This is a genomic window from Microbacterium sp. CFBP 13617, from assembly GCF_014839445.1.
Lineage (GTDB): Bacteria > Actinomycetota > Actinomycetes > Actinomycetales > Microbacteriaceae > Microbacterium.
Genome location: NZ_JACYNW010000002.1, coordinates 222,081 through 240,406, shown reverse-complemented (window position 1 = coordinate 240,406; position 18,326 = coordinate 222,081). Strand labels below are relative to the sequence as shown.

General features: G+C 69.0%; 22 protein-coding genes and 4 tRNA genes. 13 read left to right on the top strand and 13 right to left on the bottom strand.

Going from position 1 to position 18,326, the window contains the following annotated elements; translation table 11 throughout:
• Positions 1-65: 65 nt before the first annotated feature.
• On the bottom strand, positions 66-1,262 hold the full coding sequence (locus IFU40_RS05675; RefSeq protein ID WP_070407983.1) for a ribonuclease D: 1,197 nt from the start codon (positions 1,260-1,262) through the stop codon (positions 66-68).
• A complete protein-coding gene (locus IFU40_RS05670; protein ID WP_055837908.1) occupies positions 1,255-1,845 on the bottom strand; it encodes a DUF3000 domain-containing protein in 591 nt (196 codons plus the stop codon). Before IFU40_RS05670 ends, IFU40_RS05675 begins: the two co-directional genes overlap by 8 nt.
• A 25-nt stretch (positions 1,846-1,870) precedes the next feature.
• On the opposite strand from IFU40_RS05670, the gene IFU40_RS05665 reads away from it, so the two are divergent.
• Entirely contained in the window at positions 1,871-3,088 is a 1,218-nt protein-coding gene (locus IFU40_RS05665) for an alpha/beta hydrolase family protein (RefSeq protein WP_191925685.1), read from the top strand.
• Positions 3,089-3,131: 43 nt separating this feature from the next.
• Here the strand turns inward: IFU40_RS05665 and IFU40_RS05660 are convergent, their stop codons facing one another.
• Positions 3,132-3,572, bottom strand: coding sequence for a SufE family protein (locus IFU40_RS05660; protein WP_191925684.1), 441 nt, complete (start codon positions 3,570-3,572; stop codon positions 3,132-3,134).
• 34 nt (positions 3,573-3,606) lie between these two features.
• Positions 3,607-4,509: a rhodanese-like domain-containing protein gene (locus IFU40_RS05655; RefSeq protein WP_191925683.1), complete on the bottom strand. Its 903-nt coding sequence runs from the start codon at positions 4,507-4,509 to the stop codon at positions 3,607-3,609.
• 120 nt (positions 4,510-4,629) lie between these two features.
• Here IFU40_RS05655 and zapE point away from each other — a divergent pair, with 120 nt between their 5' ends.
• The 3 genes from zapE to IFU40_RS05640 all read left to right on the top strand — a co-directional run bounded on the left by zapE (position 4,630) and on the right by IFU40_RS05640 (position 7,726).
• Entirely contained in the window at positions 4,630-5,667 is a 1,038-nt protein-coding gene (zapE, locus tag IFU40_RS05650; protein WP_055837261.1) for a cell division protein ZapE, read from the top strand.
• 166 nt (positions 5,668-5,833) lie between these two features.
• Complete coding sequence (locus IFU40_RS05645) at positions 5,834-7,108, top strand: ammonium transporter (protein ID WP_055837263.1); 1,275 nt, start codon at positions 5,834-5,836, stop codon at positions 7,106-7,108.
• A gap of 72 nt (positions 7,109-7,180) precedes the next feature.
• Positions 7,181-7,726, top strand: a complete 546-nt coding sequence (locus IFU40_RS05640) for a type II toxin-antitoxin system PemK/MazF family toxin (protein WP_191925682.1) — start codon at positions 7,181-7,183, stop codon at positions 7,724-7,726.
• Positions 7,727-7,903: 177 nt separating this feature from the next.
• On the opposite strand, the gene IFU40_RS05635 is transcribed toward IFU40_RS05640, so the two are convergent.
• Positions 7,904-7,976, bottom strand: a tRNA-Val gene (locus IFU40_RS05635).
• Between the two features lie 163 nt (positions 7,977-8,139).
• On the opposite strand from IFU40_RS05635, the gene IFU40_RS05630 reads away from it, so the two are divergent.
• From IFU40_RS05630 to IFU40_RS05615, 4 genes are all read left to right on the top strand, one after another.
• Positions 8,140-8,211, top strand: a tRNA-Gly gene (locus tag IFU40_RS05630).
• A gap of 65 nt (positions 8,212-8,276) precedes the next feature.
• A tRNA-Cys gene (locus tag IFU40_RS05625) sits at positions 8,277-8,347 on the top strand.
• 26 nt (positions 8,348-8,373) lie between these two features.
• Positions 8,374-8,448, top strand: a tRNA-Val gene (locus tag IFU40_RS05620).
• A 139-nt stretch (positions 8,449-8,587) separates the two neighbouring features.
• A complete protein-coding gene (locus IFU40_RS05615) occupies positions 8,588-9,070 on the top strand; it encodes a hypothetical protein (RefSeq protein ID WP_191925681.1) in 483 nt (160 codons plus the stop codon).
• 60 nt (positions 9,071-9,130) lie between these two features.
• On the opposite strand, the gene IFU40_RS05610 is transcribed toward IFU40_RS05615, so the two are convergent.
• From IFU40_RS05610 to IFU40_RS05590, 5 genes are all read right to left on the bottom strand, one after another.
• Positions 9,131-9,436: a hypothetical protein gene (locus IFU40_RS05610; protein ID WP_191925680.1), complete on the bottom strand. Its 306-nt coding sequence runs from the start codon at positions 9,434-9,436 to the stop codon at positions 9,131-9,133.
• Entirely contained in the window at positions 9,433-9,681 is a 249-nt protein-coding gene (locus IFU40_RS05605) for a hypothetical protein (protein ID WP_191925679.1), read from the bottom strand. The genes IFU40_RS05610 and IFU40_RS05605 overlap by 4 nt, the downstream gene beginning before the upstream one ends.
• Positions 9,682-10,179: 498 nt before the next feature.
• Positions 10,180-10,455 (bottom strand): hypothetical protein, encoded by a 276-nt coding sequence (locus IFU40_RS05600; protein WP_191925678.1) that lies wholly within the window; start codon positions 10,453-10,455, stop codon positions 10,180-10,182.
• Between the two features lie 268 nt (positions 10,456-10,723).
• Positions 10,724-10,924, bottom strand: a complete 201-nt coding sequence (locus tag IFU40_RS05595) for a hypothetical protein (RefSeq protein ID WP_191925677.1) — start codon at positions 10,922-10,924, stop codon at positions 10,724-10,726.
• Between the two features lie 774 nt (positions 10,925-11,698).
• Positions 11,699-11,866, bottom strand: coding sequence for an excisionase family DNA-binding protein (locus tag IFU40_RS05590; protein ID WP_191925676.1), 168 nt, complete (start codon positions 11,864-11,866; stop codon positions 11,699-11,701).
• A gap of 454 nt (positions 11,867-12,320) precedes the next feature.
• On the opposite strand from IFU40_RS05590, the gene IFU40_RS05585 reads away from it, so the two are divergent.
• From IFU40_RS05585 to IFU40_RS05565, 5 genes are all read left to right on the top strand, one after another.
• Positions 12,321-12,911: a DUF433 domain-containing protein gene (locus IFU40_RS05585; RefSeq protein ID WP_191925675.1), complete on the top strand. Its 591-nt coding sequence runs from the start codon at positions 12,321-12,323 to the stop codon at positions 12,909-12,911.
• Positions 12,908-13,321, top strand: a complete 414-nt coding sequence (locus IFU40_RS05580) for a PIN-like domain-containing protein (RefSeq protein ID WP_191925674.1) — start codon at positions 12,908-12,910, stop codon at positions 13,319-13,321. The genes IFU40_RS05585 and IFU40_RS05580 overlap by 4 nt, the downstream gene beginning before the upstream one ends.
• A 181-nt stretch (positions 13,322-13,502) precedes the next feature.
• Positions 13,503-14,228 (top strand): hypothetical protein, encoded by a 726-nt coding sequence (locus IFU40_RS05575; protein ID WP_191925673.1) that lies wholly within the window; start codon positions 13,503-13,505, stop codon positions 14,226-14,228.
• A gap of 120 nt (positions 14,229-14,348) precedes the next feature.
• Entirely contained in the window at positions 14,349-15,398 is a 1,050-nt protein-coding gene (locus IFU40_RS05570) for a hypothetical protein (RefSeq protein WP_191925672.1), read from the top strand.
• A gap of 9 nt (positions 15,399-15,407) precedes the next feature.
• On the top strand, positions 15,408-15,968 hold the full coding sequence (locus tag IFU40_RS05565) for a hypothetical protein (protein ID WP_191925671.1): 561 nt from the start codon (positions 15,408-15,410) through the stop codon (positions 15,966-15,968).
• Positions 15,969-16,101: 133 nt separating this feature from the next.
• Here the strand turns inward: IFU40_RS05565 and IFU40_RS05560 are convergent, their stop codons facing one another.
• From IFU40_RS05560 to IFU40_RS05550, 3 genes are all read right to left on the bottom strand, one after another.
• Positions 16,102-16,605, bottom strand: a complete 504-nt coding sequence (locus tag IFU40_RS05560) for a helix-turn-helix domain-containing protein (RefSeq protein ID WP_191925670.1) — start codon at positions 16,603-16,605, stop codon at positions 16,102-16,104.
• Positions 16,606-16,684: 79 nt separating this feature from the next.
• Positions 16,685-17,014, bottom strand: a complete 330-nt coding sequence (locus IFU40_RS05555) for a hypothetical protein (RefSeq protein ID WP_191925669.1) — start codon at positions 17,012-17,014, stop codon at positions 16,685-16,687.
• Positions 17,015-17,183: 169 nt separating this feature from the next.
• Positions 17,184-17,810 (bottom strand): tyrosine-type recombinase/integrase, encoded by a 627-nt coding sequence (locus IFU40_RS05550; RefSeq protein ID WP_191925668.1) that lies wholly within the window; start codon positions 17,808-17,810, stop codon positions 17,184-17,186.
• Positions 17,811-18,326 lie beyond the last annotated feature (516 nt).

The window sequence follows — 18,326 nt, the reverse complement described above, 5'->3', positions numbered from 1 at the left end:
CCATTGTTTGGGATGACCCCCAGCCTAGGAAGGCGGTTCGGCGCCCGAGAATCGGTTGTCCGAACCTACGAATCCGCGACGGGGACGTCGTCTTCCGTGTTGAGGGAAGCTACAAAGCTATCGGCGATCACCTGTGCGGTCTGATCAATCTGCCAAGGTCGAGCACCCCACTCCGCCAGCGCCGCGCCGACGGCGTCGGCCGTGAGCTCGGCGGGGGGAGTCCACGCCACGCGGCGCAACGTCTCGGGAGTGAGCAGGTTCTCGGTCGGCATGTGCAGCGCTTCGGCGCGCTCCTCGACGGCCGGACGCGCCGCCTTCAGACGGCGGTCGGCATCGGGGTTGCGATCGACCCACGCGCGGGGAGGGGGAAGCGTATCGCTCGGCACCCGGTCGGCGGGCAGCTCGGTCGCCTCGCGCCCGGCGACGATGGCGTTCCACCACCGGTCGAGCTGCGTCCGGCTCGCTCGGCCGTTGAACTCCTTGATGCCCGCGAGGGCCTGCTTGGTCGCCGGGTCGGCCATCACGGCGGCGACCAGAGCGCGATCGGGTACGAGTCGCCCGGGGGCGATGTCCTGCTCCCGCGCGAAGTCTTCGCGCGCCTGCCAGAGCGAGCGGGCGATGGCGAGCGATCGTCGACCGCGCACCGAGTGCAGGCCGCTGAGGCGGCGCCACGGGTCTTCACGCGCGGGCTTGGGCAGACGCTCGAGCACCGCCTGGAACTCCTGGCGGGCGAACTCGGTCTTCTGCTGCTCCTCGAGCTCGGCGACCAGCACGTCGCGCACGTCGATCAGGTGCTCGACGTCGAGAGCGGCGTACTCGAGCCAGGATGCCGGAAGCGGACGCGTCGACCAGTCGGCGGCCGAGTGCGCCTTGGCCAGCGTGATGCCGAGCGTGTGCTCCACCACGGCCCCGAGGCCGACGCGCTCGTGACCCAACAGGCGCGAGCCCAACTCGGTGTCGAAGATGTGCGGGGGCTCGAGACCCCGTTCCCGCAGCGACGGGAGATCCTGGCTCGCCGCGTGGAACACCCACTCCGCATCGCCGATCGCCGCTTGCAGGGGCGCGAAGTCGTCGATGGTGGACGGGTCGAAGAGGAACACTCCGGCGCCGCGGCGGAACACCTGGATCAGGTAGGCCCGCTGCGAGTAGCGGAAACCCGACGCCCGTTCGACGTCGACGGCCACGGGACCCGTGCCCGCCGCCAGACTCTCGCACGCGGAGCTCAGCCCCGCGGCATCCTCGATGACGATGTACTCAACCACGCGTGGGCCTCCGGGCTCCGAACACGGCAACACCCTCCGACCCCGGGGGGAGGCCGGCGAGCATGCACACAAGCTCCGCCCACGCCTCGAGGTGCGGGCGGAAGGGACCGCGCGGCGTCCATGACGCGCGAAGTTCGATCTGCGACCCCTCGCCCTGCGCGGCGAGGGCGCCGAAGCCGGTCGAGAGGGTCTTGGTAGCGGTGCCCGACTCCGAGTGGCGCTCCGCGCCGCGCGAGTCGAGGGCGTCGATGAGCCACGACCACGCGACGTCGGCGAGCAGCGGGTCGATGCCGATCTCGGGCTCGAGCGGTGCCTGCGCGAAGCAGACGATGCGCCACGCCCCACCCCACGGCTCGGGCTCCTCGGGGTCGTGCAACAGGATGAAACGCCCGGTGCCGAAGGGCGAATCCGTCGCGTGCTCCTCGGGCCGCACATCGCCGGCCAGCGCGAGTGAGAAGGGCGCCAGTCCCGCGGGGGAGGCGATCTCGCGCACGACCAGATCGTCGCGGAACATCGTCGCGCGCACCTCGTCGCCCGCGCGCACGAAGGGGCTGGCGGCGTCCCCGGGGCGCTGGTCAGTCACGGCCACAGACTAGAGTGAGGCCACGATGAACGCTCCCAGGCGCGCCGCGGGTCCGCGCGCATCGCGGCGCACGGTCGCCGGTGTGCGCCTCGCCCTGTCCTCCCTCTCCCTCGCTCTCGGGCTCTCCTCGGCCGCCCTCGCCGCGGTGTCGCTGCGCGTCGCCCGCACCGTGGTCACGCCCGCCGATCGGGTTCCGAACGTGCGCATCGCCTCGGTCGATGCGGCGGCGCAGACGATCACCCTCGACCGCACCCCCGACACCGAATTGCCCGGCCGGTACGGCCTCTTCACCGTGGGGAGCGTCGACTACCTGCGGGTGGGGTCCATCGTCGGCAGCGACGCGACGACCGTCACCCGCAAGCTGCTGACGCACGTGCCCGCCGACGGCGACCTGGCGCCCGAGGCCGCGTTCAGCGGCTGGTACTACGACCAGCCGGAAGACCTGCACCTCCCCGTGCGTTCCGTGACGATCGACACCCTGGTCGGCGCCTGCCCCGCCTGGGAGTTCCCGGCACCCGCCGACACCGACGTGTGGGGCATACAGGTGCACGGTCGCGGCACGACGCGCGCCGAGACGCTGCGGGCCGTCCCCGTCTTCCACGACCTCGGCATCACGAGCCTGGTCGTGTCGTACCGCAACGACGGCGAGGCCGCGCCGAGCGCCACCGGCACGTATGCGCTCGGGGCGACGGAGTGGCGCGACCTGGATGCCGCGATCGATTACGCCCGCGCGCACGGCGCGCGCCGCGTCATCGTGATGGGCTGGTCGATGGGCGGAGCCCTGGCCCTGCAGGCGGCGTTCGACTCGCCGCACGGCGACATCATCGCCGGTCTCGTGCTCGACTCGCCCGTCGTCGACTGGCGCACCGTCCTCGCCTATCAGGGGCGTCTGATGCGCCTGCCCGCACCGGTGTTCGGCCTCGCCCAGCACCTCATCGGGTCGACCTGGGGCGCCGCCCTGCTCGGCAGCGGCGAACCCATTCCGCTCGACCGCCTCGATGGGGTCGCCCGGGCGGCCGAGTTGCGGCATCCGGTGCTCCTGCTGCACAGCGACGACGACGGGTTCGTCCCCGCCGACGCTTCGCACGCCCTAGCCGCCGCGCGGCCCGACCTCGTCACCATGGAGACCTTCGAGGTGGCACGCCACACGAAGCTGTGGAACTACGACGAGATGCGGTGGACGGATGCCATCCGCTCGTGGGTGCGCGCCCAGGGCCTCGCGGTCGGCGATCCCGAGGACTGAACACCTCCCCGTGCGCTCGCCGAGCGCACGCGTACGGCGGGTCTCAGCCGGCGCGCTTCGCGCGCACCTGACGCTTCGCGCGCATCAGCATGCCCGTCATCCCCGCGATGCGCAGCGGACTCACCGCGCGCGTCAACCCGATGCTCTGCGGGAAGTCGTCGGGCACGGCCAGCATCTCATCGGCGCTCAGCCCGGTGAGCCCCTGCGACAGGATGCTCGCGAACCCGCGCGTGGTCGGCGCCTCGGCGGGCGCGGTCGCGTGCATCGCGACGCGGTCGTCGGCGTCGACCGTGACGATGATGTACACCGGCGACTGGCACTCGACGACGCGTTCACGCATCTCGGGGTGGTCGGCGTACTCGGCCGGCACCGCCGGCAGCTCCTGCGAGAACTCCAGCAGCAACTGCAACCGGTCGGGCTCGTCGAGCTCGAGGAACTCCTCGCGGATCTCGGCGAGGCGGGCGGGGAGGGCGTTGTCGGACATCTCCGTCATCTTCCCACGCCCGCGACGACCGCGGTCAGCGCGCGGGCACCTCGCCCGGCTCCGACCCCGCGACGATCGGCACGCGCACGGCACTGCCCCACTCGGTCCACGACCCGTCGTAGTTGCGCACGTCCTCGAAGCCGAGCAGGTGCTTCAGCACGAACCAGGTGTGGCTCGAGCGCTCGCCGATGCGGCAGTACGCCACGATCTTGTCGCCGTCGGCCAGTCCGGCTCCGTCGCGGTAGATGGCATCCAGCTCCGCGCGCGACTTGAACCCGCCGTCCTCGGCGACCGCCTTGCCCCACGGCACGCTCTGGGCGCTCGGGATGTGGCCCGCGCGGAGCGCGCCCTCTTCGGGATAGGCGGGCGCGGTGGTGCGCTCGCCGGAGTACTCCTCGGGGGAGCGCACATCGATGAGCGGGTTGCCGAGGTGCGCGAGCACGTCGTCTTTGTATGCGCGCAGGAGGGAGTCGTCGCGCTCGACCACGGGGTAGTCGGTGGGCTTGACGACCGTCTTGTCGGTCGTGACCGGACGCCCCTCGCCGATCCACTTGTCACGTCCGCCGTCGAGCAGGCGCACGTCTTCATGGCCGAAGAGCGAGAACACCCACAGGGCGTACGCGGCCCACCAGTTGTTCTTGTCGCCGTAGATGACGACGGTGTCGTCGCGCGAGATGCCCTTGCGGCTCAGCAGCTCCGCGAAGCCCTCTCCGTCGACGTAGTCGCGCACGACCGGGTCGTTCAGCTCGGTGTGCCAGTCGACCTTGACCGCGCCCGGGATGTGACCGACCTCGTAGAGGAGCACGTCTTCATCGGATTCGACGACGACCAGGCCCGGCTGACCGAGGCGTTCCTGAAGCCAATCGCCGGTGACGAGCCGACCCGGCTCGGCGTAGTCGGCGAATTTGGGGGAGGTGGTGTCGAACTCGACGGTCACAGGTGTCTCCTCGGTCGGGGTGTCGGATGCGGCGGCATAGGGTGGACACCGCACCTCCGACCCTAGATCGGCTGTGTCGGGGCCAGCACCCCTCTCGTAAGACTCGGACACAGGACGACCATGACTTCTACGCCCGCGACGACCGGCCTCATCCACCTCGGCGACCGCGAGCCCGCGGTCACGGGTGCCGAGATGGTGAACGCCCTGGTACCGCCCCCGCAGTTCGACGGCGCGACGTTCGAGTCGTACCGGGCAGACGACGCGTACCCGTCGCAGCAGGAGTCGAAGGAACTGCTGCAGGCGTTCGCCGGCAAGCAGTCGGCTCCGGCGAAGAAGGGCGGATTCTTCCGCCGGGCCGAGAAGGCTCCGGCCGTCAAACCCGGCGTCTATCTCGACGGCGGCTTCGGCGTCGGAAAGACGCACCTGCTCGCATCGATCTACCACGCCATGCCCGCGCGCCGGAAGTACTTCGGCTCCTTCATCGAGTACACCGCCCTCGTCGGCGTGCTCGGCTACGCCAAGGCCGTCGAGCTGTTCCGCGGATCCGACCTGCTGTGCATCGACGAGTTCGAGCTCGACGACCCGGGCGACACGATGGTGATGACGCGACTTCTCGGCGAGCTCGTGGCATCCGGCACCCGGTTGGCCGCCACCTCGAACACCCCGCCCAACGCCCTGGGCGAGGGACGGTTCGCCGCCCAGGACTTCTTGCGCGAGATCCAGTCGATGTCCGACAGCTTCCGCACGATCCGCATCGACGGCACCGACTTCCGCCAGCGCGCCATCGACGGCTCCGCCAAGGTGCTGTCGGACGACGACTACCGTGCGGCGATCGATGCCGCGGCGGCCGGGGGAGTGGCATCCGACGACGCGTTCTCGGACCTCGTCGCCCACCTCGCCCGCGTGCACCCCTCGCGCTTCATCCGCCTCATCGACGGTGTCGACACCATCGGCCTGCGGGACGTCGAGGTGCTGCACGATCAGTCGGCCGCGCTGCGACTGGTCGCCTTCATCGACCGCGCGTACGACGCGCAGATCCCGATCCGGGCCACCGGCGTGCCGCTGAACACGGTGTTCGGCGAAGAGATGCTCGGGGGCGGCTACCGCAAGAAGTACCTGCGCGCCGTCTCGCGCCTGGTCGCGCTCACGCACTCCTGAGGCGCTCTCATCACCGCCTCTCGGCCCCACGAAACGTGATGTTTACCGGGGCGGGCTCGCTGTAACCTGCCGGTAACACGAGGCGAACGACGACGGTAACCCGGGCTGACGACACTGAGGGGACCCGACGCTTTACCTGCGTCCCTGCAGAGAGGTTCCCTCCGAGATGGATCAAGGCAACACCGCATTCATCCTGATAGCAGCCGCCCTCGTGCTGCTGATGACGCCAGGACTCGCGTTCTTCTACGGCGGCCTCGTCAAGGCCAAGAGCGTCATCAGCATGATGATGATGAGCTTCGGCGCAATGGGTCTGATGGGGGTCCTCTGGGTCCTCTACGGATACGCCATCGCGTTCCCCGCAACCGACTCCGGGGTCACCAACTTCCCCTGGATGCTCGACTTCAACGAACTCGGCCTCACGGGCGTGCTCGAGACCCCCGAGGGCGCCGCTTACCCGCCGCTCGCCTTCGTCGCCTTCCAGGCGACCTTCGCCATCATCACCGTCGCACTCGTGTCGGGCGCCATCGCCGACCGTGCCAAGTTCGGTGCGTGGATGATCTTCGCCGGCATCTGGGCCACGGTCGTCTACTTCCCCGTCGCCAGCTGGGTCTTCAACTTCGGCCTGGCCGAGGACGGCTCGTTCTCGTACGGCGGCTGGATCACCAAGGGCCTCCAGGACGTGTTCGGCGTCGGGGCGATCGACTTCGCCGGTGGAACCGCGGTGCACATCAACGCCGGTGCCGCAGCCCTCGCCCTGGCGATCGTGCTCGGCAAGCGCGTCGGCTTCCAGAAGGGCGCCCACGTCCCCCACAACCCGCCGTTCGTGCTGCTGGGTGCGGGTCTGCTGTGGTTCGGCTGGTTCGGCTTCAACGCGGGCTCCGAGCTCGCCGCTGACGGCACCGCGGCCCTGGCCTTCGTCAACACGATCGCCGCCCCCGCCGCGGCTCTTCTCGCCTGGCTGATCGTCGAGAAGATCAAGGACGGCAAGCCCACCTCGGTCGGCGCCGCCTCGGGTGCCGTCGCGGGTCTCGTCGCCATCACCCCGGCGTGTGCCGCGTTGACGCCCGTCTGGGCCATCGTGCTCGGCCTTGTCGCCGGTGCCGTCTGCGCCCTGGCGATCGAGCTGAAGTTCAAGCTCGGCTTCGACGACTCGCTCGATGTGGTCGGCATCCACCTCGTCGGTGGTCTGATCGGAACGCTGTACCTCGGCATCTTCGCCAACAACACCGGCCTCATCTACAGCGGCTCGTTCAACCAGCTGGTCGTTCAGGCGATCGCCGCCCTTGCGGTGCTGGTGTACTCCTTCGTGCTCGCCTTCGTCATCGGTCTCGCGATCGAGAAGACGATCGGCTTCCGCGTGAAGAACGAAGACGAGATCGCCGGCATCGACACCGTCGTGCACGGTGAAGAGGGCTACGTGCTCTCGGACGTGCGCGGCTGATACCGCCTCACCCCGAACGGGGCGTCACCGATTCGTCGGTGGCGCCCCGTTCTGCGTGCCTAGGGTGTGGGTATGGGAACCGCGTCTCGCCTGCTCTCTGCCCTGTTGGGCATCCTGCGTCCGTCGACGACCGTGCCGACGTCGCGGGGCGATCGCCGCAGCACCGCTCCCGTACGGCCCTCACAGCCCGCTGCGACGTCGTCTGCGCCCGCCGGCGCCCAGACCGTCGAGATCGAGCCGCCACGGCGTCTGACGGTCTCGTACGCCCCCGAACGCGACAACGCCCCCGACGGTGGCGAGGTCATCTGGACGTGGGTGCCCTACGAGGAACGCGACGGTCGGGGCAAGGACCGCCCCGTCCTCGTGATCGGTCGCGCGGATGCCACCCACTCCTACGCCGTCCGTCTGACGAGCAAGCCGCACGACGGCGACCGCCAGTACCTGGCGCTGGGTACGGGGGACTGGGACCCGCAGGGCCGGCCCTCCTGGCTCGACATCGAGCAGGTGTACCTGGTGCCCGACGCAGGCATGCGACGCGAGGCGGCGGCGCTAGACCGTCGTCGGTTCGACACGGTCGCGGCGGCGCTGACAGCGCGGTACGGGTGGCGGCGCGGCTGACACCCGCTTCGGCGCCGGTCGTCGGGGCCGTCGAGGTGAGGAACGCCACGACGGGATAGACCCGGAGCGGTTCGCCGGCCGTGGCCGCAGGGGACCGCCGACGGTGCTCGCGGGCACCGCCCATGCGAGACATCGCCGGAGAAACGACGAAGCCCCCGGCGGACCGGGGGCTTTCGGTGGGCGATGCCGGACTCGAACCGACGACCTCTTCCGTGTGAAGGAAGCGCGCTACCAACTGCGCCAATCGCCCGCATCTCGTACGGGACTCATCGATCGTACCGGATGCCGAGGAGTGCTCCGAACCACGGGCCGCGCGGCCGATGGAGACACGCGCGGGGCGCGCCCCGTTTTGCGCCGGCGCTCAGATCAGGTAATGTCTTACGAGTGCTCGGGGCAAGCCCCGGGAACGAAATGCGGATGTAGCGCAGTGGTAGCGCATCACCTTGCCAAGGTGAGGGTCGCGAGTTCGAATCTCGTCATCCGCTCGAGTGAAGAGGTCTTCGTCAGGGAAACCGACGGAAGATCACGACACGTGGGTCGAACCACACACGGTGGCGTGGCCGAGCGGCTAGGCACCGGCCTGCAAAGCCGTTTACACGGGTTCGAATCCCGTCGCCACCTCGCTCATAACAGAACAGCCTGTATAGGCGCGATTGGCGCAGCGGTAGCGCGCTTCCCTGACACGGAAGAGGTCACTGGTTCGATCCCAGTATCGCGCACCACCCGAAACCCCCGGCTTACCGGGGGTTTCTTGCTGTTTAGGGAGTACCGTGCGGGCCGCGTGCCCCCGGCGTGCACTAGTGGCCGTTGAGGGTAGCGCGGGGCGTGTCGTGACCCGAGCGCCCCGATACGGTCGAAGGCATGGACTCTGGAGTGGCGGCGATTCTCGCGGCAGGGATCACTGGGGCGGTCGTGGCCGCGACGTTCCTCGCCGGTGAACTGATCCGACTGGCAAGGGATCGAGCCGAGCGCCGGGCGGCGGCGGTGGGGCACGTCCTCGCAGCGCTGCGCGAGATTCCCGATTGGGCGCTACAGACCCTGCTGGACCGGCTGCCGTTTTCACTGCTGCGCGCTCAGCGGCGAGGCATTCGCTCGATCATGGACGTGGTGACCACCTCCGCTGCCCTCTACGGCTCGCTACCGCGTCGCGACTATGCGCTGGTTGATTGGGTGGGCTGGAAGATCGACGCGCTGCCGATGGAGGCTGAACCACTCGTGGAGCGCGCGGCCGAGGTTACCGCGATGCTGATGCTCTACCTATCGGACAGACGCCGCGCGCTGGCGATGGTGCGTCGCCCGAACCCCGAGCTGGCGGAGTGGCGGGCGCGAGCAAGAGGCCGATAACGAGCGAGCGCCCCGGCCAGTGATCGGCTCGGGGCGCTCTGCGCGTGCATTGCGTGGTGGTCAGGCGAGGGCGTCCAGCTCTGCGTCGCGCTCCTGCTCGGCGATAGCGTCAGCCACCGAGACGGCCAAGGGGAACCGCAGCACCGCGAGACGACGGGCGAGGCGGCGGCGCACCGCGGCATCCGCGGGGTACAGCTCGGCGAGCGCGGAGACACGCGCGACGGGAGCTGGGTCCAGCACGTTGGCGAGCGGTTGCCCCGAGGCGTCGGCGAGTCGCCTTGGCAGGTCGTCGCGATCCGCCTGCGTGACGGCGGGGAGGTTGGTCAGGAGCGCCGTCACCAGCGCGTCCACCTCCGCGGGGGTCATACCGTCACCTCGGCGGGGTGTGCGGCTTCCATGCGCCGGACGCTGGACCAGTCCACCGGGGTGTCGCTGGCGCTGAACGCCTGGGCGTATCCCTCCGGGTCGGCGTGGTAGACCGCGGTGCGGGTGCCCACGCTCACCTCGCCGGATTCCAGCGCCTCGGTGAGCACGTCGTGCCACGCGGTCGTCGCGGCCGTCTCGCTTTCCTCGGTCGCTGCATTGATCGCGTCCTGTGCACCGAGCGCCATGAGACGCGCGTACAGCAGCTCCTCGTGCTCGGCAGCCTCGGCCGGGTCGGTCGCCGCGGTGATCTCCAGCCCCGTCGATGAGGGCGGCCACGCGCACGTCGCTGGCCTCGCTCACGATGTCCTCGAACTGGCGGCCCGCGGCCAGCAGCTCGGCGACCTTCTCGCGCTCTCGCGACTGGACGGCCACCTCGTCTGCGGTCTGCGGTGCGCGGGCGGCGAGCACGTCGGCGCGGGTGACGGTGCGCTGGGGCACGGCCGGGATGGCTGCGGCGAGCGAAGCGCGAGCGGTGCGAATGAGCTTGCCGCGCTCCTCGCCATGTGCCGCGCCGGTCAGGCGCGGGTCGGTGTACGTCGGCGCGGCCACCAGGGCCTCGCGGTACGTGCGGTATGCGCTGGCGGCAGTGTTCGCCGCGGTGGTGGTGGTCATGGTGTGATCCGTTCTCTTGGTGGCCTGTCGGCCGGGTTTACCCGCGATGCGGCGCGCCGCGGGGGTCTGTGTCAGTCGCTGCTGCTCAGCGCGATGAGGCGCTGGTGGCACACGCTGCGGACATGCTCGGCGGCTGCCGGGTCGATGGCGTCGAGGTGATCGAGCGCCGGGGCGCTCAGCATTGCGGCAATGCGATCCAGGCCGCCGAGCTGAACGATCTGCTGGAGGGTCAAGCCGAGCCGCGCCTGGCGCTCGATGTCGTCGCGCTCTCGGTCCATGCGGGCATGGTCGGCCGCGTCCTGTGGCTCGATGGCTTCGAACATCTGCTCTCTGGTGGGCATCGTCATGCGCTGGTCCTTTCCGCTGTGCGCCCGTCTGCGGCCGTTTCGATGGTCGGGAGGGGTTTTTTGGACACCGCCCGGGGGTTTTCGTTAACGCCTGGGACCCGTAGAGCGCCGCGTGCGGCAGACTCCGCGGCGTTCGGACGCCCGCCATAACGCTGCCCCGCCCAGACACCCCCTGCGGGTCGATCGGTAACCGCGTACATGTGGAGGAACGCGCCGAGGTCATGGGCGGCGGCAGCAGCGTCCAGGCGCGCCTCGGCCTCTTGGGTGGTCATTCGCTCATCCGTTCTCGGTAGTCATCGAAGCCCTCCAGGGCGGGGTGCTTGGGCTGTTCGGTGGGGCCGAGGCGCACCACCCCGCCGCCGTGTGTCACGATCCGGCCGTCATTGCGGTTGCCGCAGCGGTGGTCGCACCAGCCGCTCTCGTGGTTGAACTTGTGAACGCGGCCGGGGCGACAGTCCGTGGCCGTCATGCCGACGCCGCCTCTCGGCGGGCGAGGCACGGCTGGCCGTCTGAGTCCGGGCGAAAGCACGTACCGTCCCCGGCCCAGGCGTGCTTGTGCGGGCGGGGGGGGTCGGGGCGTCGAGCCTCGGCGGCCTCCCACTCCTCACGAGCGACCCGAGCGCGACCACACGCGCCGCACGGGGCATCCGTGCCGTTGGGATGTCGGCTACAGCTCGCGGGCGGGGGCGCGTCCCCCCAACCATCTACAAGAGCCGAACCAACCCCAGGGGCCTGTCCTGTCCTAGCCTGTGTAGTCTCGCGAGACATCCCGTGACTAGTCACGTGACGGTCGCGTGACTGAGGCTCAGCGGGGGCGGTGCGTTCCCGCTCGCGCTGCGCCCGCTTCCGTTCGCGGGCGTGGCGGCGGGCGTCGTCCAGGGCTTGCAGCTCGGACCGGCTGGTCTGCTCGTCCTCGAACCCCTTGATGATCCAGCCGTCATCGCTCGCTGACCAGAGCCCCGCAGCCACGAGTGCGTCGGCCGCGTCGGTGTTCAGGCCGGGCACCAGAGGGACGTCCGCAGCATCCACGCGGCCGTCTGTGCGGTTCGCGACCGACCATAGGGTGGCCGTGACCCAGGCGCGGAATGCCGCGTCAGAGAGTCGAGCCACGCGACGGTCCAGCAGGTACCGCTCGGGGATCCTGGCGTCGGTCATGGCTGCTCCTCTCGCCTGACTCGTGCGGTGATGATGAGCGCGTGCGTGCCTTTCGGATCGCCTGTGGTGTGGAGGCGGCCCGCGGCGGTCACCGGGTGCCTGGCCCAATGGGGCGGCCGAGCGCATCGAGATCGGCGATGCGGATGCGAATGAGGCGCGGCCCGATGCGCTCGGCGGGCAGCGTGCCGTCAGCGATGCGCCGGCGGATCGTGTCCACGCTCACGCCCAGCAGCTCGGCAGCGCCAGCGACACTCATCGCATTGGGCCGATTGGTCTGGGGGGGTGCGGTCGGTCATGGGATTCCCTCCTGTCGTCGTGGAGAGCGCCGCACGGCCTGTTTAAGACCGGTCTGGCTGCTCTGTTGGCGACTGGGGAAGTTCCCGCTTGTTCCCAGCGTGTGGCTGTTGCTCAGTGGAGCACTGTCTGGCTCAGACTATGCACGGTCCGGCAGCGCGCCGCTACTGTGGGAATCCCACACAAGACCAGATCAGAGGCAGTAAATCGCTGAACTGCTCGCTGGATTCCGCTGGTCGGGTCGGGGAACGCACGCTGCGGTGGGGTGGCCAAGGTTGGCAACATGGGACATACCGCAGCGGCGTGTCGCGCGCCGCTGCCTCCGGTGTAGCGTCCGAGGCATCTGGCACACTCGAGTCCATGACCACCGGGGGGAGGGACTGACGATGTCGTTTCCCGTACCCCTCGCGTCCAAGATGAGCGGCGCATCCGTCGCTCAGCTCGCGTACTGGCGTAAGCACGACATCCTCATGCCCGAGATCGAGCACGAACGGTCGCCCTACCTCTACTCGTTCCGCGACATCGTGGCACTCCGCACGTTCGCCTGGCTTCGCATCGACCACTCACTCCAGGCCATTCGGCGCTCGCTCGACACGCTGCGCGAGCTGGACATGGTGGAGCATCCGGCCACGTACAAGCTCGTCAAGAACGGGAAGGGCGGCATCGCGGTGCTCCCCGACGATGAGCACGCGATCGAATTGGCCGCACAGCCGGGGCAGACCACCGTAGGCAGCCTCAACGACGTGTTCGAGGAGTTCACTACCGCACGCAACAAGCGGGTGGAGCCGTTGCTGCATCCGCGCCGCGGTGTCGAGGTGAACCCCAGCCGTCTCGGGGGGTGGCCCACGATTACCGGCACACGCATCCCCTTCGATCTCGTCGCGGAGCTGGTAGGCGACGGGTCGGTGCCGCCCGAGCGCGTCGACGACTTTTACCCAGGGGTGACCGCCGACGACGCGCGCGATGCGCTCGACTACCATCGGTCGATCAAGGGCGCTGCCGAGTGAGGGTCTACCTGGACGAGAATCTGCCGCCATTCGTCGCTCAGCCGCTGGCGGTGGTCTACGCGGGTCACGAGTTCGCGACGCACGAGAGCGAGGGGCTGACCGGCGTGGAAGACATCCCGCTGCTCTCCGAGCTGCGGCAGCGAGGATTTGACGCCACCGTGACGCGCGACCGCATGCAGCTCAGGGACCCGAACGAGCGGCTGGCCGTGATCGAGTCGGGACTGCGCTGGGTCGGCGTGAGGGACAAAAAGCTGGGCGGTCTGCAACAAATCACCATCACCGTCTCCACCCTGATCGCGGGGATGCGATACGTGTTCGAGCACAGCCCCGAGGGGCCCACCAGCTACCAGCTTCACTCTGTCCCTCACGACGAACCGCAGCGGGTCAAGGTCACGGTCCTGGCGGCCTGATTCAAGGGTATTCGGGGCATATTCGGGGCACGGGCAAGCTGCGGCAGTCAGAGATGTGGCCATGAGCGCCCGAAAACGGCGCGAGAACGGCTCACCGACGCTACTGGGGTGAAGCCAGCATCGTGCCGCTCGCGGGGCGTCGCTGCGGGGGAGTGAGGGCTGCGCGCCGTAGGTTCGAGCCATGCAGACCAATGCACCCACGGGCTACCCCGAGAACGCCGTCGAGGCCGCCAGCCTGGACGTGATCGCACGATTCGCGATGGCCCAGGAGGAGATCGGCTTGGCGCTCCACAAGTACCTAGGCGGGGCGCTGTCCGAGCCGGTCGGCAAGCTGGTGAGGCGACGCCTACGCCTCAGCGATGAGGAGCGGCTGGATGCCCTCGTGGCGCTGGCTGAGACGGTCGCCTACCCGTTGCATGTCACGGCGTATCGGAACACCTACGCCGACACCAAGGCCGTCCGCGACCGCCTCGCGCATGGCGGGCCGCCGCTCGTCGGCAGGTTCGAGGGCACCAAAGAGCCGATGCTGTGGGCGTTCGAGTCGGTGAAGGGCAAGCCGGGGGCGTCGAGGCCACACACTCACTCGCTCACCGACCTACGCGCGTACGGCGCGAACGCTCGGTGGCTGGCGAGGGTGGCCTGGCGGGTCCGCGCAGTCATCACCGAGGAGGAGGTGCCCGAGAACGTCCGGGTGCCATCCGATCTGCCCCAGGCGGCCGTCATAAATCAGCCAGCGAACCGCGACGGGTGGGGCGAGCCCCCGCTGTGTCCCCGCGGCCACGCGAATGTCTATGGCGTCAGCACGTTCTACGGCGATGCCTGGCTGTGCGGTCACTGCGACCACGTTCAGGTGCGCGACGAGGCCAGCCTGATTGGCGTGCGCTCGACGCTCGCAGCCACGACCTAACCGCATGCCCCGCGTGCGCGTTTTGGGAATGGACTGGGCCAGAACCCCTCCGCGTGGCACATCCGGCTGAATGTACTTCCAGTGCAGACTGCTGCCGATACCTGAGAGATTGGCCACTACATGGCGACCTATGGCTACCGTGTCCACTATCTGGAGCCGCACATCCGCCGCACCCAGAACTTCCTGACCGTTGAGGACGTGAGTCAGGCCTCGGACGACACGGACGCCATCGAGGACGTGCATCGACGGTTGCTCGCTCTTCAAGACGAGACGCACGTCGGCCGTCCCACGTATTTCGTGAGCGACGAGCACGAGGCCCTCCGGCAGGCAGACATGGACGAAGCGAACGACCTGCCCTATCTCACGATCTTGAAGGTGGACCGCGAGGACCGTGTGATCGAGATTCTGGTGGAGACGGGCCGAGAACAGGACCACGACGGCATCAGAACCCGTGATGGTCAGGAAGAGCCAATCCGTCGCAAGGCCGCAGTGCGGCGGTCTTGGGTCGTTCTCGCCTTCCCGCGAAAGGGAGACCGCGCGCTGATGGTGTCCGAGGTCCGTGGCCGCACGTTCGCGGGCGTCGAGCTGTTCGAGCTGCTCACCCGGACTGCGCAGCGCGAGAAGGTGCGCCAGGACGAGAAGGGCAACAAGACCGAGGACCCATGGCTGAACTGGAAGCTCACGCCGTGTGTAGACGGCGACCGGCTAGACGGCATCCTGAACGGTTCGTCCGATCACGCCATCAAGTTGCGCCGGAACACCGTGAACGCGCAGGGCAACAGAGGCTCCTACGACATCGAGCTGGTCCAGTTCGGCTTGAAGTCCACCCCCATTGAGAGGCTCACGCAGGTGATCCTCGACATGGCGCACAGGAAGGGCTCAGACACCGAGGAGGCTCGTCGGAGAGCGGCTGCGGCGGATGTGGTCACCCTCGTGGAGCCCAATGTCGGAGGCGTAGAGTTTACTGACGCAGAGATCTCGTTCAAGGAGAACGGGAAGACTCAGACGGTGACCTCGGAAACCGTTGACAAGTTGTTCGTCTACCCGATCGGGTCCCAGCGAATGAAGACCGCGATGGACCTCCGGAGTAAAGCGGCTCCAGTGGTGCAACGCATCGCCCCAACTCTCGGCATCCAGGCCGATCTCAGCGTCGCAGACTCAAGCGGATAGGAGTAGCTCATGAGCAGTCGTTTCGTGGCCGTCGAGCTGTTTCGCGGTCACTGGAAGGGCCTCAGCGACTACCGGCAGAAGAATCCGATCGCCGATCGCTGGACGCGGGCGATTCTCCTAGTGCTGCCGCTTCTGGCCGGTGGTGCCATGTTCATTCCCGGGGCGCAGCTCGCTGCGCCGGGCGCGATTCTCGCCGGAGTGGCTCTGCTGGCCGGTAGCTTCCTGGCCGCGTGGGGCCAGGTCGCTAGTCTGCGTCTGCGGTTGACGGAGCGCGCCGCCGATTTCGAAACGGCGCAGCAGGTCGATCGCGATGCCTTGGACGAAACCGCCGCGCACCTACTCGTGGCATCCGTCTTGTCCGGCTGCACCGCTCTCGTTCTCGTTCTCGCCATGAATCTGGCGGCCAACCCCGCAACAGGGGCGGTTTCAGGCCCCCTTGCTGCGATTGCCGTTGCTCTCGCGACCTACGTTCTCCTGGTGTTCCTCATCGCGGTTCCTCGCCTGTACACCGCCTACGTCAACATTCACAAGGTCCGCCCCGAGCTGAGCGGCACGCACCGCGGCCGTTGACCCCCCCCCCCCCCCCCCCCCCCCCGCGACCGTCGCTGGATCGGCGTAGGCTCGCACTCGCGTGTTGGTCCCTGCCCGGGGGGGGGGGGTACTGGTCGGCTTGGTCGCCGATAAGTGCTCCCGGGCTTCCACATCAGGCGAGGATGCCCCTCGAGACGTACAGGATGAACTGATCCACAGCCGACAGCTCCAGGTCCGATCCGTCGTGGCGCTCCAGTGCGATGTGCTTGTCCACGGCAACGGCGGCAGCCAGCATGTAGTTCTTCACGTCGCCGGAAGTCGGGTGCGCCAGCTCGTGCTCGAACGAATCGCCCCGATACCAGCCGACGACGACGTGCGGTGCGTGCAGGCGGTCGAGGGCAGCGTTCGCTTCGGCAAGCATCCGCTGAGACAGGCGGGCGCGCTCCGCCTTGGCGTCGTAGCTCCGGGCGGCGACGGCGGCAGCGGTCTGCTTGCGCTCGAACGACACAGGCGGTTGGGCGTCGCGGCAGACCCGACTGACGGTCGTGGCCCCCACGCCTGTCTCGCGGTGAATGGCCTTGCGGCTCATCCCGGCTCGCGCCAGCTCCACGATGCGCGCGCGGGTCGCCTCATCTACCGGGGGCCTGCCGCCCTTGCGCGAGGCGTCGTCAGTCACCGCGCCCACCACCGCCCGAGGAGGGCCATGAGAGCGTGCCCGGGGCGCTGGACGGCGCGCACGATGGCGTCCCAGGCGATCACGAGAACACCACCCCACCAGCTCCAGTCACCACAGCGCTGCGCTGCTCCTCGCTCGCGTCCACGATCTGCTCGCGCACCTCGGCCAAGATGGACGTGCCGTCCACGTCCATCTTGATGACTGCGCCCGCCAGGCTGTCGGTCACGTGCAGGTTCTGGGGACCGCCCTGGCCGCCGAGGAGAGCGGCAGCGACGCCTCCACAGGACGCGGCCAGCTTCATGGCCGTCCCGCTCACGTTGAGCTTGCCCGGCAGGTTGTCCAGCACGTCGTCGTACTTCTTGTCGTCTAGGTTCGAACACCCGGTCAGCGTTCCAAGGTCCAACGCCATGCGGCGGTCCTCCAAGAGGAGCCCCGCGCGTCGGCGGGGTGCGGTCGGTCGGATACCGTCCTGGAGCCCGCCATGAACGATCGTCTGGCGTGATCTCACGCCCGACCGCAGACACTTTGTGCCCCGCGATCCTGGTCGGGGCGCGGTTTCTAGGCTTACCGGGTGGTGCTCAGGCGCTGGTGCTGCGCCGAGCCATCCGCGCCGCCAGTTCCTCGTCGCGGTTGCCCGCGTGCTGGTAGCGCATCGCAGCGTTGACGGAGGAATGGCCCAGGCGGGCCATCGTCTGGCGCGGCGTCGCACCGGCCTGGGCGTAGCGGGTCCCGGCGTAGTGCCGCAGAGCGTGGAACGGCATATCCTCGCGCTCGGCGGCCTTGCGAGCGTCCGACCACGCCGGGGTGTGGAACGTGGACTGCGAGAGGTGGCGCTGGCCCGAGTCGTCACCCCGCGCCGGGAAGAGCAGCGGGTTGCCGAACCGCAGAGCGTGGCGGGCGAGGCGGTCGGCCAGGGCCTCGGCGGCGTCGCCGTACAGGTAGAGCGAGCGCGTGCCCGCGGCTGACTTGGGCTCACCGATAAGGCACCCGCGGCGGCAGTCACACAGGTGCGCGCCGTGAGGCAGAGAATCGGGTAGCCCGCTGGAGACGGTCACGGCACGCTCCACATTCACCAGCGCCCGCACTACCGCGCCGTCGTCGGCCCGCTCCACGGTCACGTCCTTGCGGCGCAACTCGGTGGCCTCGCCCCAGCGCAGCCCGCCCTCGGCCGCGACCCACACGAGCGCACGCCAATGCTTGGGCATCGCCGACAGGATGGCGTCCAGCTCGTCGTCTGTGGGGGGGGCACGACCTTGCGGCCGGTGTGTGTTGCCTGGCCGCCTTTGATCGTGCACGGGTTGGACTCGATCAGGCGGTCACCCTCGGCGGTGACCATGATGGCGTTCAGGAGGCCGTACGCACGGCTGGTCTGAGTCTTGCGTCCGGTGGCGAGCTGAGCCGCGCGCCAGGTGCGTACCTTGGCCGGTGTGATGGAGCCCAGGGGAGTGGCCCCGAGGTCAGCCAGCGGTCCATCCAGGAGGCGGCGGTACTCGGCTTGTGTGCGCGGTCGGAGGTGGTCCCCGCGCGCGTTCGTGCGCTCGCTCAGCCACGCCTTGGCGTAGTCGGCCAGAGTGCGGTCGCCCTGCGCTTTCTGCTCAGCTCGCTCGGCGGGGGACACCCACACGCCGCGTGCGATCTCGCTGCGCACGGATGCCAGCCAGGCGCGCGCGTCCGTCTCGTTGTCGTAGGTCATCACGGCGTTGTAGCGCAGCCCGTCCGGC

Coding starts and splice junctions, on each gene's coding strand:
- IFU40_RS05665 (WP_191925685.1), top strand. CDS start 1,871: ATGAACGCTCCCAGGCGCGCCGCGGGTCCGCGCGCATCGCGGCGCACG.
- IFU40_RS05660 (WP_191925684.1), bottom strand. CDS start 3,572: ATGTCCGACAACGCCCTCCCCGCCCGCCTCGCCGAGATCCGCGAGGAG.
- zapE (WP_055837261.1), top strand. CDS start 4,630: ATGACTTCTACGCCCGCGACGACCGGCCTCATCCACCTCGGCGACCGC.
- IFU40_RS05645 (WP_055837263.1), top strand. CDS start 5,834: ATGGATCAAGGCAACACCGCATTCATCCTGATAGCAGCCGCCCTCGTG.
- IFU40_RS05640 (WP_191925682.1), top strand. CDS start 7,181: ATGGGAACCGCGTCTCGCCTGCTCTCTGCCCTGTTGGGCATCCTGCGT.
- IFU40_RS05615 (WP_191925681.1), top strand. CDS start 8,588: ATGGACTCTGGAGTGGCGGCGATTCTCGCGGCAGGGATCACTGGGGCG.
- IFU40_RS05610 (WP_191925680.1), bottom strand. CDS start 9,436: ATGACCCCCGCGGAGGTGGACGCGCTGGTGACGGCGCTCCTGACCAAC.
- IFU40_RS05605 (WP_191925679.1), bottom strand. CDS start 9,681: ATGGCGCTCGGTGCACAGGACGCGATCAATGCAGCGACCGAGGAAAGC.
- IFU40_RS05600 (WP_191925678.1), bottom strand. CDS start 10,455: ATGACGATGCCCACCAGAGAGCAGATGTTCGAAGCCATCGAGCCACAG.
- IFU40_RS05595 (WP_191925677.1), bottom strand. CDS start 10,924: ATGACGGCCACGGACTGTCGCCCCGGCCGCGTTCACAAGTTCAACCAC.
- IFU40_RS05590 (WP_191925676.1), bottom strand. CDS start 11,866: ATGAGTGTCGCTGGCGCTGCCGAGCTGCTGGGCGTGAGCGTGGACACG.
- IFU40_RS05585 (WP_191925675.1), top strand. CDS start 12,321: ATGAGCGGCGCATCCGTCGCTCAGCTCGCGTACTGGCGTAAGCACGAC.
- IFU40_RS05575 (WP_191925673.1), top strand. CDS start 13,503: ATGCAGACCAATGCACCCACGGGCTACCCCGAGAACGCCGTCGAGGCC.
- IFU40_RS05570 (WP_191925672.1), top strand. CDS start 14,349: ATGGCGACCTATGGCTACCGTGTCCACTATCTGGAGCCGCACATCCGC.
- IFU40_RS05565 (WP_191925671.1), top strand. CDS start 15,408: ATGAGCAGTCGTTTCGTGGCCGTCGAGCTGTTTCGCGGTCACTGGAAG.
- IFU40_RS05555 (WP_191925669.1), bottom strand. CDS start 17,014: ATGGCGTTGGACCTTGGAACGCTGACCGGGTGTTCGAACCTAGACGAC.
- IFU40_RS05550 (WP_191925668.1), bottom strand. CDS start 17,810: ATGCCCAAGCATTGGCGTGCGCTCGTGTGGGTCGCGGCCGAGGGCGGG.